The organism is Bradyrhizobium sp. CCBAU 25360 (assembly GCF_028128695.1).
GTDB classification, from domain to species: domain Bacteria; phylum Pseudomonadota; class Alphaproteobacteria; order Rhizobiales; family Xanthobacteraceae; genus Bradyrhizobium; species Bradyrhizobium ottawaense.
The window spans coordinates 1-13,398 of record NZ_LBJA01000023.1; the positions used below are offsets into that span (position 1 = coordinate 1).

Sequence of the window (13,398 nt, forward strand, 5' to 3'; positions counted from 1 at the left end):
CCAGGCCACGCCTTGACGGCCGCAAGCACGGCGTCATGCTCGCGGAAATCGGGCGTGCTTTAATGGTTGCTACGGAAGATCGTAGGGCGGATTAGCGAAGCGTAATCCGCCGACTTTCGCGTGACGAAGATGGCGGATTACGCCTGCGGCTAATCCGCCCTACGCAGTGGACTCGCGGAGAGTGAGCACCGCCTACGTCGCCGCCTCGACCTTGTCCTGCGTCTTCGTCTCGAAATCGCTCGCATCGTGCCGCTCGTGCAGCTGGCTGGCGGGATCGCCCGAGACGCGGTTGACCATGCGGCCGCGCTTCACGGCGGGGCGCTGCGCGATCTGGTCGGTCCAGCGCTGCACGTTCTTGTAGTCCTGCACCGAGAGGAATTCGCCGGCGCCATAGACCAGCCCCTTGGCAAGCGCGCCGTACCAGGGCCACACCGCCATGTCGGCGATCGTATACTCCTTGCCCGCGAGATATTCGTTGTCGGCAAGGCGCCGGTCGAGCACGTCGAGCTGGCGCTTGGTCTCCATCGCGAAACGGTCGATGGCGTATTCGATCTTGGTCGGCGCATAGGCGTAGAAATGGCCAAAACCGCCGCCGAGATAGGGCGCGCTGCCCATCTGCCAGAACAGCCAGGACATCGCCTCGGTGCGGCTCTTGATGTCCTTCGGCAGGAAGGCGCCGAACTTCTCGGCGAGATAAAGCAGGATCGAGCCGGACTCGAACACCCGGATCGGCTCCGGACCGGAGCGGTCCATCAGCGCGGGGATCTTGGAGTTCGGGTTGATGTCGACGAAGCCGCTGCCGAACTGGTCGCCGTTGCCAATTCTGATCAGCCAGGCGTCGTATTCGGCCCCCTTGTGGCCGAGCGCCAGAAGTTCCTCCAGCATCACCGTGACCTTCACCCCGTTCGGCGTCGCCAGCGAATAGAGCTGGAAGGGATGCTTGCCGACCGGCAGCTCCTTGTCGTGGGTGGGACCGGCGATCGGGCGGTTGATGCTGGCGAACTGCCCGCCATTTTCCTTGTTCCAGGTCCAGACCTTGGGCGGCACGTAGGCGGGGGTGTCGGTCATGCGAGGGGCTCCGGCGGAAAGATGCGCCTGCATTAATTAGCCCGCGAATGGCCGATGACAAGCCCTCCGAGTTGCATTGCCGGGCGGGGCGTCTCACCGTTTCGTCATGGCAAGCTTCCTCCCCGTCGTGCCGGGGCCGCAGGGGCGAGCCCGAAAATCCATCGCGCCGCCGGGAATGCTCTGAAAAATGGATTCCGGGTTCTCGCTGGCGCGAGCCCCGGAATGACGGCGTCACCCAGGACGCCGCGGCCTGCGGGTGGAGCGCGACGTCTACACACAAGATGCCTCGCCGAATCCGGCCTGTCATCGTGAGTGACGATCAGCTAGCGTCACCTTGCTTCGCGCACGAAAGCAACGAGAACGCGAAGGCCGCCGGGAGAGAGAGCCATGAAATCGCCGATCTGCGACATGCTGGGCATAGAATTCCCACTGCTGGCCTTCAGCCATTGCCGCGATGTCGTCGCCGCCGTCAGCCGCGCCGGCGGCTTCGGCGTGCTCGGCGCCACCGTGCACACGCCCGATACGCTCGAACGCGAGCTGAAGTGGATCGACGATCACGTCGACGGCAAGCCCTACGGCATCGACGTGCTGATCCCTGAGAACATCTCGACCGCGGGCGAGAAGGACGTCACCTGGAAGAGCCTGGAAGCGCGCGTGCCGCAGGAGCACCGAACCTACACGCGCGAGCTCCTGAAGAAGTACAATATCGAGCTGACGACCACGGAGGTCGCAGCCGATCAGCCGCAGCCGTTCGACGGAAAGACAGCGCTGCAGCTGCTCGAGGTGTCCTTCAATCATCCGATCCGCCTGATCGCCAATGCGCTGGGCGTGCCGCCGAAGGCCATGATCGAGATGGGCAAGAAGCACGGCGTCCCCGTTGCGGCGCTGGTCGGTGCCAAGGAGCACGCGCTGCGTCAGGTCGCGGCCGGCGTCGACATTCTCGTGGTGCAGGGCACCGAGGCCGGCGGCCATTGCGGCGAGGTCTCGACCATGGTGCTGGTGCCCGAGGTGATCAAGGCGATCAAGCCCATCCGCGACGTGCCGGTGCTGGCGGCCGGCGGCATCATGACGGGGCGGCAGATGGCGGCGTGCATGGCGATGGGCGCGGCCGGCGCCTGGACCGGTTCGGTGTGGCTTGCGACGGTCGAAGCCGAGACCACGGAGATCTTTCGCGAGAAGATGATTGCGGCCTCTTCCCGTGATGCAGTCCGCTCGAAAGGCCGCACCGGCAAGCCGGCGCGCCAGCTCCGCTCGGTCTGGACCGATGCCTGGGATCGCGCGCCGGACAGCCCCGGCGCACTGCCGATGCCGTTGCAAAGCGTCATCAGCCGCGACGCCTTCAACTCGATCGACCGCGCGGCGGCGAGCGGTAACGCCAAGGCGCGCGACCTCGTCAGCTATTTCGTCGGCCAGGGCGTCGGGCTGGTCGACAGCGTGAAGTCGGCGGGCGCGGTGGTGCAGGAGTTCAAGGAAGATTTCGCCGAAGCCGTCGAGCACATGAATGCGCTGGTGGCGGAGTAGGTGTAGACCCTCATGGTGAGAAGGCGCAAGTGCCGTCTCGAACCATGAGAGCCCGCGGCCCATCCTTCGAGACACCTGCTTCGCAGGCTCCTCAGGATGAGGTCTGAGATGTCTGAGAGAGTGAAGAAGCAAGAACAATGGCGACCGTTTCCCCTGACCGCATCCCCGTCATCGTCGGCATCGGCGAGATCGTTGACCGTCCCAAGGAGATCACCGACGGCCTCGAGCCGCTCGACCTGCTGGAGCAGGCGCTGCGGCGCGCGGAAACAGATGCCGGCGCAAAGCTGCTGGGCGAGGTGCAGTCGCTCGATGTCGTCAACTTCCTGAGCTGGCGCTACCGCGATCCGGAGCAGCTGTTGGCGCAGCGCCTCGGCATCACGCCTTCGCATTGCTATTACGGCCCGGTCGGCGGCGAGAGCCCGATCCGCTACCTCCACGAGGCGGCCAAGCGCATCGCACGCGGCGAATGCACCGTGGCCGCGGTCTGCGGTGCCGAGGCGCAGTCGACTGCAACCAAGGCCGAGCGCACTGGGGCAAAGCTGCCGTGGACGCCGTTCGCCCATGATGTCGAGGAGCCCAAGCGCGGTGCGGCGTTCCAGAAGCCGCTGGCGGTGAAGCTCGGCGTGTTCCGCCCCGTCACGGTCTATCCGTTCTACGAGGCCGCCTCCTCCGCGCATTGGGGCCAGACGCCGCGCGAGGCGATGGCCGAATCAGGCACGCTGTGGTCGCGCTATTCGGAAGCCGCCGCGCAAAATCCCAATGCCTGGCTGAAGCGACGTTATGCGCCGGAGGAGATCACGACGCCGACGGCGGACAACCGGCTGATCGCCTGGCCCTATAACAAGCTGATGGTCGCCAACCCCAGCGTCAACATGGGCGGTGCGCTGCTGGTCACCAGCCTCGCCAAGGCGCGTGCGCTCGGTATCGCGGAGAGCAAGCTGGTCTATCCGCTCGGCGGCGCCTCGGCGGAAGAGCCGCGCGACTATCTCCTGCGCGACCAGTTCTACGAGAGCCATCCGCAGAACGCGGTGCTGAAAGCGGTGATGGACCTTGCCGGCGGCGATGGCAAAAACTTCGACGCCATCGAGCTCTATAGCTGCTTCCCCTGCGTGCCCAAGATGGCGCGGCGGACGCTTGGTCTCGGCGCCGACGTGCAGCCGACCGTGACCGGCGGCCTCACCTTCTTCGGCGCGCCGCTCAACACCTACATGACGCATGCGGCCTGCGCGATGGTGCGGCGTGTGCGTGACGGCGCAAAGCTTGGCCTGCTCTATGGCCAGGGCGGCTTCGTCACCAAGCATCACGCACTGGTGGTGGCGAAGGCGCCGCCGCGCGAGGCGCTGGCGCAGGAGACGAGCGTGCAGACCGAAGCCGACCGCAACAAGCGCGCGGTGCCGGAGTTCATCACGGAGGCCTCGGGCAAGGGCAAGGTCGAGAGCTTTACGGTGCTCTACGGCCGCGGCGGCGATGCCGAGCACGGCGTGGTGATGCTGCGGACGGAAGATGATAGGCGCACGCTGGCGCGGATCCCGGCGAGCGATAGCGCGACGTTGGCGCATCTGCTGAACATGGATCGCACGCCGGTGGGATCGCTCGGGGAGATCGCCATGGCTGCGGACGGCGTGCCGGAGTGGCGCGTGGCGTGATCTCTCGTGTCCCGGACGCGGTGCGGCGCGAAGTGCCGCTCCGCAGAGCCGGGACCCAGAAAGCGACACTGTACTTTGAGAAGAGATGGGCCCCGGCTCTGCAGCGCATCACTGCGTGCTGCGCTGCGTCCGGGGCACGAGACCGCCCTACCCCTTCGGCGCCTGCTTTTCCGACGCGGTCGCCGGCTTGGCCTTGGCGCCGACCACGCGCACCGCATCGCCATCCGAGAGGCCGTCCGGCGGCGCGGTGATGACGCGGTCGTCCGCTGTTATGCCCGAGGCGAGCTCGATCTCGCGGCCGAGGTCGCGGGCGATGGTCACGGGCTTGAACAGAACCTTGTCGTCCGCACCGACGGTGGCGACGCGCAGCCCGTTGCTGTTGAAGATCAGCGCGCTGGCGGGGATGCTGAGCGGCGCGGAATCGCGCTGGAGGTTGAGCTTCACGCTGGCATAGCCGCCGGGCATCAGCTCTCCGTTCGAATTGTCGAGCCCGAGCTGCATGCGCGTGGTGCCGGAGGCGACGTCGACGGCCTGCGAGGACGCCTCCACCGTCGCCTGGAAAGTCCGGTTCGGATACTCGGGCAGCGTGATCGTCGCCTTGGCGCCTATCTTGATCGCCGGCACGTAGTTCTGGGGCACGTTGACATAGACGCGCAGCTTGGTGATGTCGGAGATCACGAACATCGCCGGGCCCGAGCCGCCACCGGCATTGATCAACGCGCCGACATCGGTGTCGCGCGCGGTGACGACGCCGTCGAACGGCGCGGTGATCTTCTTGTAGCCGGCCAGCGCTTCCAGCCGCTCGACATTGGCCTTGCCCGAATTGACGGCCGCGTTCTTGTTAGAGAGATCGGCGGTGCGCTCGTCGATCTCCTGCGCCGAGACGAAGTTGGAGGCGACCAGCGTCTTGCGCCGGTTCAGCGTTGCTTCCGACAGCCTGGCGCTGGCCTGCTGGCTGGCGAGGTCGGCTCTAGCCTGAAGCAGTTGCTGATCGAGGTCCGGCGCCTCGATCTCGGCGATCACCTGACCGGCCTTGACGCGGGCGCCGATATCGGCGCTCCAGCTCTTCAGATAGCCCGACACGCGGGCGAAGATCGGGGCGCGATAATAGGCCTCCAGCCGGCCCGGCAGATCGATGGTGGCATTAAGCGCCTTGGCGCTGGGCTGGGTCACCGCCACGCTGGGAACGGCCTGATCGTCGGTCCATTCCTTCAATTGGGAGCTCTGCTCCTCGCGGGCACGGATGCCGGTGCCGACGACGAGGCCCGCCGCGATCAGCGCCACCACGCCGAAGATGCCCAGTTTCCGGTGCGACACCGGCGAGCGGGGTTCAGTGGGCGACATGCGGGGTCTCCAACGGGGCGGCGGCTTTGGCGCCTTGTTTCTTGTGGACCATGCTGAACACCACAGGAACAAACATCAGCGTGGCGAAGGTTGCAAAGATCAGGCCGCCGATCACGGCGCGGCCGAGCGGCGCATTCTGCTCGCCGCCCTCGCCCAGCCCCAGCGCCATCGGCGCCATGCCGATGATCATGGCGAGCGCGGTCATCAGTACCGGGCGGAACCGGACGAAGCCGGCTTCCAGCGCGGCGGCAATGGGATCACCGAGCTCCTCGTAGCGTTCGCGCGCGAAGGAGATCACGAGCACGCTGTTGGCGGTGGCAACGCCCATGCACATGATGGCGCCGGTGAGCGCGGGGACCGACAGCGTCGTCCCTGTCGCGAACAGCATCCAGACGATGCCGGCGAGCGCGGCCGGCAGCGCCGTGATGATCACGAACGGATCGGACCAGGACTGGAAGTTCACGACGATCAGGAAATAGATCAGCACGACGGCACCGAGCAGACCGAACAACAGGCCGGTGAAGGCGCTGTTCATGGTCTGCACCTGCCCGAGCAGCACTACCGAAGAGCCCTTCGGCACTTCCTTGGCAGTGTCGGCGATCACCTTGCGGATATCGGCGGCGACTGCGCCGAGATCGCGGCCCGAGGTGGTCGCAAAGATCTGCACCATCGACTGGATGTCGTATTGCGAGACAACCGCGCTCGAGCTCGAACGCCTGATGTCGGCGATGCCGCCGAGGATCGGCGACTGCGCATTGCCGGCCGCGGTGATCGGCAGCGTCTGCAGCGCGCTGAGCGAATCGATCTGGTACTGCGGCGTCTGCATCACGATCGAGTAGGACACGCCGTTCTCGGGGTTGAGATAGTAGGTCGGCGCCACCTGCGAGGAGCCGGCGAGATTGACCACGAGGCTGTTGGTGACGTCGCGCTCGGTCAGGCCGACATATTGCGCGCGGGTGCGGTCGACATCGATGTTGAAGGTCGGCGCGTTCGGCGATTGCTGGATGCGCGCATCTGCAACGCCGGGGATCCTGCGGACTTTTGCCAGCAGATTGTTGGCGTAAGCGAAATTGGCACTGAGATTGGCGCCGCGGATCTGCAGGTCGATCGGCGCCGGCGCGCCGAAATTCAGGATCTGGCTGACGATGTCGGCGGGTAGGAACGCGAAGCTGACGCCGGGGAACAGTCGCGGCAGCTGCTCGCGCAGCACGCGTACGTGTTCCTCGGTCGGCTTGTGGCCTTCTCTCAGCTTGATCTGGATGTCGCCGTCCTGCGGGCCGATCACGCCGGTGTTGTTGTAGGTCATGTTGATGCCGGAGATCGGCATGCCGATGTTGTCGGTCATGGTCTCGATCTCGCCTGGGATCAGCTTGCGGACCGCTTTCTGCACGTCGGCGAGCTGGTTGGCGGTCTCCTCGACGCGGGTGCCGACCTGGGTGCGGACATGCATCAGGATGTTGCCGGCATCGACCGCGGGAAAGAAGTTGCGGCCGAGGAACGGCACCAGCGCGAAGGATGCGCCGACCACACAGAGGAAGCCGATCACGAACACCGCGCGGTGCGCCAGCGCCAGCCCGAGGAAGCCATGGTAGCCGCCGCGGATGCGCTCGAACCGTGCCTCGAAGCCACGCTGGAACCAGACGAGCGGATTGCGCGATTTCGGCGGCCCGCCCTCGTGATGGACATGCGCCTGCAACAGATAGTTCGCCATGGTCGGCACCAGCGTGCGCGACAGGATGAACGACCAGATCATCGCGAACATCACGGCTTCCGCCATCGGCACGAACAGGAAGCGCGCGACGCCCGAGAGGAAGAACATCGGCACGAACACGATGCAGATGCACAGCAGCGACACGAAGGCCGGCGTCACGATCTGGTTGGCGCCGTCGAGGATCGACTGCTCGACCGGCTTGCCCTGCTCCAGGTGGTAGTTGATGTTCTCGATCGTGACGGTGGCGTCGTCGACGAGGATGCCGACCGCGAGCGCGAGCCCGCCGAGCGTCATGATGTTGAGCGTTTCGCCGATCGCCGACAGCATGATGATGGCGCCCAGCACCGACAGCGGGATCGAGACCGCGATGATGATGGTCGAGCGCCAGCTGCCGAGGAACAACAGGATCATGACGCTGGTGAGCAGGGCCGCGATCACGCCTTCGACGGCGACGCCTTGAATCGCGCCGCGGACGAACACCGACTGGTCACCGATGAAGCCGATCTTGAGCGCGTCGGGGAGCTGGTCCTTGACGTCGATGACCTTCTGCTTGATGCCGGCGATGATGTCGAGCGTCGAGGTCGCGCCCGCCTTCAGCACCATCATCAGCACCGAGCGGTTCCCGTCGACATGGACGATGTTGGTCTGCGGCGGATTGCCGTCGCGCACGGTGGCGACGTCGCGCACATAGACCATGGCGCCGTTGACGGTCTTGATCGGGAGGTTACCGAGCTCGTCGATCCGAAGCGGCGAGTTGTTGAGCTGGATGTTGTACTCGAACTGCCCGATCTTCTGGGTGCCGACCGGCGTGATCAGGTTTTGCGCGGCGAGCGCATTGGCGACGTCCTGGCCGGACAGGCCGCGAGCCTGCAGCGCGGTGGGATCGAGGTCGATCTGGACCTGGCGCTGCTTGCCGCCGAATGGATAGGGGATCGCCGCGCCGGGCACGGTGACCAGCGGCGTGCGCAGATTGTTGATGCCGATATCGGCGAGGTTCTGCTCGGTCAGGCCGTCGCCCGACAGCGCCACCTGGATGATCGGCACGGTGGAGGCCGAGTAGTTCAGGATCAAGGGCGGCGTCGCGCCGGGCGGCATCTGCTTGATCAGCGTCTGCGAGATCGCGGTGACCTGGGCGTTGGCGGTACGGATGTCGACGTTGGGCTGGAAGAAGATCTTGATGATGCCAAAGCCGTTGTAGGAATTGGCCGTGATGTGCTCGATGTCGTTGACCGTCGTCGTCAGCGCGCGTTGGAACGGCGTGGTGATGCGGCCCGACATCTGGTCCGGCGGCAGGCCGGTGTACTGCCAGACCACGCCGATCACGGGAATGCGGATGTCCGGAAAGATGTCGGTCGGGGTCCGCAGCGCCGCGAGCGGTCCGATGATCAGCAGCAAGAGTGCCAGCACGACGAACGTATAGGGCCGGCTCAGGGCAATACGGACCAGAGCAATCATGCGCCAGGCAAATCCGGGTCAGATGAGAATACGGAATCTGCCCCCACGGCGATCCCCATTCCCCTTTACCCGAGCACCGCCGGAAACGCTAATAAGCAGAACTATCCTGCATTCACTTCCCTGCTACCGCACTGCGAAATCGACATCGCAGCTATGCGGCGGCCTGTCTCAGGCGGCGCGGACCGCGTTCAGGAACTTGCCGACCTCGAGCTTGAGGCGATTGGAGTCGCGGGACAGCATCTGCGCCGCCGACAGCACCTGCGAGGACGACGCGCCGGTCTCGGCGGCCCCCCGCTCGACCTCGCCGACATTGGACGAGGCCTGCTGGGCGCCCTTGGCCGCCTGCTGCACGTTTCGTGTGATCTCCTGCGTCGCCGCCCCCTGTTCCTCCACCGCCGCGGCAATGGCCGCAGCGATTTCGGACAGCCGCGCGATGGTGCCGCCGATGTCGCGGATCGCCGCGACGGATTCCTGGGTCGCCGACTGAATGCCGGTGATCTGCTGCGCGATCTCACCGGTCGCCTTCGCGGTCTGCGCGGCAAGGGCCTTGACCTCGGAAGCCACCACCGCGAAGCCGCGACCGGACTCGCCGGCCCTCGCCGCCTCGATCGTTGCGTTGAGCGCGAGGAGATTGGTCTGCCCCGCGATCTGGTCGATCAGTTCGACGACGTCGCCAATCTTCGCGACCGCTCTCGACAATCCGTCGATATGCCCGTCGGTCAGCCGGACCTGATCAACGGCTTCGTTGGCCATTCGCGCCGAATCCTGCACCCGGCGGCTGATCTCGTTGACGGACGACGACAGCTGCTCGGTCGCCGACGCGACCGACTGGACGTTTGCGGAGGCTTCCTCCGAACCGTCGGCGACGGTGACGGCGAGCTTCTGCGCCCGCGCGGCCGTCACGTTCATCGCGCCGGCAGAGGCTTCCAGCTCGGTCGACGCCGAACTCACCGCGTCCACGATCTCGCCGACTGCAGTCTCGAATTGACCGGCAAGCCGGTGCATGTCGGCACGGCGCTGTTCGGCCGCGATCTGGTCCTGCCTGATCTTGGCGTCCGCGCCCTCGTGCGCCTTCTGCTCGGCCTTGACCTTGAACGTCTCCACCGCGTGAGCCATGTCGCCTACCTCGTCCTTGCGGCCAAGCCCGGGGAGAACCACTGCGAAATTGCCGCCGGCCAATTCGTCCATCGCGGCCGTCAGTGCCGAGAGCGGACGCACGATCCTGGAAACCGCGACCCAGAAGCTCAGCAATGTGAGGCCGAGGCTCGCAAGCAGGATTGCAACGCTGATGATCAGGTTGGAGGCGCTCGCCTTCGCCTGTTCGGCGGCCTCCGTACCCGCCGCCGCGCCGATTGCATCCGCGAGCCCAAGAATGGAATTGATGGCCGTCGTCGCGCGGCTCACATAATCGCGGCTGCCGATCTTGTACTCGCCGCTCGGACCTGCGGCGAGGATTTCGGCACGCAGTGCGCCATAGGTCTGAAAGTAATCCTCATTCACCGACTTGATGGCTCGCGCGAGTGCTGCCGGAACGTCGGTGCGGTCGGCGATCGGGGCAACCGTCTCCCAGGCGAGCTCCACGTGGCCGCGGAAGGTCGCGATCCGGCCGATGCCGTCCGCGGCGAGCTTCGCGTGCGAACTGATCAACCCGCCGAGAAGCGCACGTTCGCGCCCGGCGTTTTCTGCCATCTCCGCTGTCAGGTGCCGGAGGCCGACGAGGCGTGCCATGGCCGCCGAAGGCGAACTGGTCAGCGTTTCCTGCGTCAGGCGCAGTCTGTTGGCGGCGACCTCGATCAAGTCGGTGATCGCCGGGGCAAAGGCCTTGACCACCTCGGCGTCCCGCTCCGACCCAGGCTTGGCCAGATTCGCATCGACCCTGCGGCGCAGGCTCTCGAAGCTTTGGAATGCCCGTTCGGCTTCCGAGATGCGTTGTTCGGCGCCCTTCATGGCCGTGACGCCACGCAAGCGCTGCACGGCATCGCGGAAGGCCCGATCCGACGTCGCGCGCACAGCATCGATTTCAGAGCGGCGATCGGCCGGAAGCACCTCGGGCGAATTCAGCGCCGCATTGGTCATGCCCCGCTCCTTCGCCCACTGCCCTGCGCTGTGCAGCAACGATTGCGAAATGCCGTTGAGGCCGACGAAGATCTCGGCCTCCTGACGGTCGTGGTAGGCGTGAATGGCCGTGTAGCCGGTGGCCGCCACTCCCATCAAGGCAAGCGCCGAAATGATGACCGGTAGGACCGTGCCAATTCTGAGATGCACCGCTGGCTTCCTTCTCCCGAGTGCCGCTTCCTCTGGACGAAGGAATCGACCCTCACGAGAGATACAAGAAGCCCGCAACGCGATGTTGTCTCACGTCAAAGTGCGGCCGCGCTGCCGGGGGCGCCACCGCATATGCTTATCAAAACGTTGCCCGCGATAACGCGCGCGTGCAACGCTGGTACGTCGTGCTGTCCTCAGGCGGCGCGGACGGAGTTGAGGAACTTGCCGACCTCGAGCTTGAGACGATTGGAATCGCGGGACAGCATCTGCGCCGCCGACAGCACCTGCGAGGACGCCGAGCCGGTTTCGGAGGCGCCGCGCTGGACGTCGCCGACATTGGACGAGACCTGCTGGGTACCCTGGGCGGCCTGCTGAACGTTACGGGCAATTTCCTGGGTGGCCGCGCCCTGTTGCTCCACGGCCGCGGCGATCGTTGCGGCAATCTCCGACAAACGCGCGATGGTGCCGCTGATCTCGCCGATGGCACTGACCGAATCCTGCGTCGCCGCCTGAATGCCGCCGACCTGCTGGCCGATCTCTCCGGTGGCCTTCGCCGTCTGCTCGGCGAGCGCCTTGACCTCGGAGGCCACGACGGCGAAGCCGCGACCCGCCTCGCCGGCCCGCGCCGCCTCGATCGTGGCATTGAGCGCCAGCAAATTGGTCTGGCCGGCGATCGCATTGATGAGCTCGACGACGTCGCCGATCCGCGATGCGGCCCGCGACAATTCGCTGACACGTTCGGTGGTGGCATGCGCCTGGCTGACCGCCTCGCTCGCGATCCGGGAGGAGTCCTGCACCTGGCGGCCGATCTCGCGCACCGAGGACGACATCTCTTCGGCGGCCGACGCCACCGAGTGGACATTGGTGGACGCTGCTTCCGAGCCAGATGCGACCACCGTGGCCAGCTCCTGCGCCCGGCCCGCGGTCGAGGACAGCGTCGAGGCTGACGCCTCGAGCTCGGTTGCGGCCGACGACACCGTCTCGACGATCTCGCCGATCGCGGCCTCGAAGCCGTCGGCAAGCTTGGTCATGTCGGCCTTGCGCTGCGTCTCGGCACGGCGCTGCACCGCCTGCACCTCGTCGCGGCTGAACCGGATGATGGTCTGCACGGTCTGAAGGTTGCGCAGTGCCTCGCCGATCTCGTCGTCGCGCTCGATCACGATGCGGTTGTCGAGCTTGTCCTGCACGAGGTTGACCAGGGTGTCGTTGAGCTGTTGCATCGGCCCCTGGATCGCACGCATGGTTGCAAGGCCCGCGAAACCGACGACGACGGCACCGACGACGGCCAGCGCCGACAGGATCAGGCTGGCCGAACCACCGGAAGCGAGCGCGCCGCCGATGCCGAGCCCGAGCATGAACAGCGCCTGGAGCGCCATGGTCGTGACGAGACGCGCCTTCAACGTCCTCGTGAAGACGCTGAAACGGTCGAGCCACGAGCGGCGGCGGATGATGCCGGCGTCGACGCGATAACCATGCGCCGTCTTCTCGCGGATCGCGGCGTAGACCTCCTCGGCGAGCTTGCGCTGATCGGCCGGCAGTTTTGTGCGGATCGAGGTGTAACCCTTGAGCTGGCCGTTCTCCCGGATCGGAGAGGCCGTCGCCAGCACCCAGTAGAAGTCGCCGTTCTTGCGGCGGTTCTTCACCGCGCCGAGCCAGGGCTTGCCGGCCTTCAGCGTGTTCCAGAGATTGTCGAACGCCTCCGACGGCATGTCGGGGTGGCGAACGATATTGTGCGGCTGGCCCATCAGCTCCTCGGACGTGAACCCGGCGGCCGCGATGAAGTCCTCGTTGAAGTAAGTCAGCTTGCCCTTGAGATCGGTGCGCGAAACGATCAGCGTCTCGTCGCTGACCGGATATTCGACATCGGTGACGGGAAAATTCTTGCGCATTGGGGCCCCCAAATGAATTGACTATTCGTTCATTCCAATTCGGACGGCCGCTGTTCGAGTCGTCTTGGCGTCATTCTCATAAAGCGAGTTTAACCAACGATGAAACGGAACCACCGTGCGTCTACGGGTGCTTCCCCTTGATGCTACCTGTAGGCAACATCATGCTACCGGCCGCAAAAAAGGAAACGAGCGGCGCTTTTGACGCCGCTCGTTCCTGGAGCGATAGCTGTGCGCGCGAACTTATGCCGCGCGCACGTTGGTCAGGAACTTGCTGACCTCATTCTTCAGCCGGCCCGAGTCGTTCGACAGCATTTGCGCCGCCGACAGCACCTGCGAGGACGCCGTGCCGGTCTCGGTCGCTCCGCGCTGCACGTCGGTGATATTGGAGGAGACCTGTTGGGTACCTTGCGCGGCCTGCTGCACGTTGCGGGCGATCTCCTGCGTCGCCGCGCCCTGCTCTTCCACCGCCGCCGCAATCGCCGACGAGATCTCCGAGAGA

7 protein-coding genes and 1 pseudogene are annotated in these 13,398 nt (G+C 65.7%); 2 read left to right on the plus strand and 6 right to left on the minus strand.

Annotated features, from left to right (window positions below; all coding sequences use genetic code 11):
• Positions 1-192 precede the first annotated feature (192 nt).
• On the minus strand, positions 193-1,068 hold the full coding sequence (gene yghU, locus XH81_RS04985; RefSeq protein ID WP_028143376.1) for a glutathione-dependent disulfide-bond oxidoreductase: 876 nt from the start codon (positions 1,066-1,068) through the stop codon (positions 193-195).
• Positions 1,069-1,455: 387 nt separating this feature from the next.
• On the opposite strand from yghU, the gene XH81_RS04990 reads away from it, so the two are divergent.
• Positions 1,456-2,589 carry a nitronate monooxygenase gene (locus tag XH81_RS04990; protein ID WP_028143377.1) on the plus strand — a complete coding sequence of 378 codons (1,134 nt, stop codon included), beginning with the start codon at positions 1,456-1,458 and terminating at the stop codon, positions 2,587-2,589.
• Positions 2,590-2,726: 137 nt separating this feature from the next.
• Positions 2,727-4,235: an acetyl-CoA acetyltransferase gene (locus tag XH81_RS04995; RefSeq protein ID WP_028143378.1), complete on the plus strand. Its 1,509-nt coding sequence runs from the start codon at positions 2,727-2,729 to the stop codon at positions 4,233-4,235.
• A gap of 147 nt (positions 4,236-4,382) precedes the next feature.
• Here the strand turns inward: XH81_RS04995 and XH81_RS05000 are convergent, their stop codons facing one another.
• The 5 genes and pseudogenes from XH81_RS05000 to XH81_RS05020 form a co-directional block, all read right to left on the minus strand.
• Complete coding sequence (locus XH81_RS05000; RefSeq protein ID WP_028143379.1) at positions 4,383-5,579, minus strand: efflux RND transporter periplasmic adaptor subunit; 1,197 nt, start codon at positions 5,577-5,579, stop codon at positions 4,383-4,385.
• Positions 5,566-8,745, minus strand: a complete 3,180-nt coding sequence (locus XH81_RS05005) for an efflux RND transporter permease subunit (protein WP_028143380.1) — start codon at positions 8,743-8,745, stop codon at positions 5,566-5,568. Before XH81_RS05005 ends, XH81_RS05000 begins: the two co-directional genes overlap by 14 nt.
• Before the next feature lie 168 nt (positions 8,746-8,913).
• Entirely contained in the window at positions 8,914-11,010 is a 2,097-nt protein-coding gene (locus XH81_RS05010) for a methyl-accepting chemotaxis protein (protein ID WP_028143381.1), read from the minus strand.
• Positions 11,011-11,204: 194 nt separating this feature from the next.
• The gene (locus tag XH81_RS05015) at positions 11,205-12,899 is read right to left on the minus strand and encodes a methyl-accepting chemotaxis protein (protein ID WP_038947730.1); all 1,695 of its coding nucleotides are present in this window, start codon (positions 12,897-12,899) and stop codon (positions 11,205-11,207) included.
• 240 nt (positions 12,900-13,139) lie between these two features.
• Positions 13,140-13,398 (minus strand): annotated as a pseudogene (locus XH81_RS05020) (methyl-accepting chemotaxis protein); the annotation flags it as partial.